The sequence below is a fragment of the Rhodoferax sp. RT5P35 genome (assembly GCF_056521385.1).
This window is the reverse complement of record NZ_JBWMAX010000270.1, coordinates 1-1,144: the sequence shown is the minus strand read 5'-3', so window position 1 is coordinate 1,144 and position 1,144 is coordinate 1. Positions and strand designations below refer to the sequence as shown.

The 1,144-nt window shown below is 70.2% G+C and carries 1 protein-coding gene; it reads right to left on the bottom strand.

The features are described from left to right. A partial coding sequence (locus AC097L_RS25560) for an ABC transporter permease (protein ID WP_479589505.1) occupies positions 1-1,144 on the bottom strand: 1,144 nt, incomplete at both ends.

Here is a 1,144-nt window from a genome sequence, read left to right as displayed (position 1 = left end):
GGCCTGGAAATCGGCCGCCTGGTCGGGCATGACGTTGATGACGAAGCGGTCGGGCGCATCCGGCGGCGTGGCCTGGCGCCAGCTCTGGATCAAATCGGTGCGCAGCAGCACCAGCAAAATCAGCGCCAGCAGGCCCACGGCCAGGGCGCTGATCTGCACCACGGCGTAGGCCGGGCGGGCCGACACCTGGCGCGTGGCCAGCACCAGCCAGCGCGGGGCGGTGGCCTCGTTCACGCTGCGGCGCAGCAGCTTCACGGCCACCCAGCCCAGGCCCGCAAACACCAGCACGGCGGCGGCAAACCCGCCCACCGCAATCAGGCCCAGGGTGATGTCGCTGCTGGCCGCCAACAGCAGTGCGGCAAAGCCCAGCACGCCCAGGCCCAGCACGCCGATGGACGTGGGCTTGAGGCCGCCCACGTCGCGGCGGATCACCCGCAGCGGCGGCACGGCGGCCAGTTGCAGCACGGGGGGCAGGCCAAAGGCGAACAGCAGCGTCAGCCCCATGCCCATGCCCAAAGCGGCAGGCCACCAGGTGGCGGCGGGCAGGCTGGCATCCACCAGGCCCGCCAGCAGCAGCACAAACCCATAGTGCACGCCAAAGCCGATCACCAGCCCCAGCGCGCTGGCGAAGATGCCCACCAGCGCGAACTCAAACGCGTAGCTCAGTGCAATGGTGCGCTGGCCCAGGCCCAGCACGCGCAGCATGGCGCAGTCGTCCAGGTGATTCGCCGCAAAGCCGCGCGCGGCCAGGGCCACGGCCACCGCGCTGAGCAGGGCCGACAGCAGGGCCACCAGGTTGAGGAACTTGTTGGCGCGGTCCAGGGTTTGGCGCATTTCGGGGCGGCCACTCTCCAGCGACTCGATGCGCACGCCCCGGGTGTCGGGCTTTTTGACCTCTTCGGCGGCCCACTGCACGTAGCGCTGCACGGCGGGGTCGGCCCCGGCCACGGCAAAGCGGTAGTTGATGCGGCTGGCAGGCTGGATGAGCGCGGTGGCGGCCATATCGCTCTGGTTGAGCATGGCGCGGGGCGAGAAATTCAGGAAACCACCGCCCCGGTCGGGTTCGATGGCGATGGTTTGGGTGATGCGCAAACGGCTGTCGCCCAGCAGCAGGCTGTCGCCGATTGCCAGGCCCAGCGCGTCG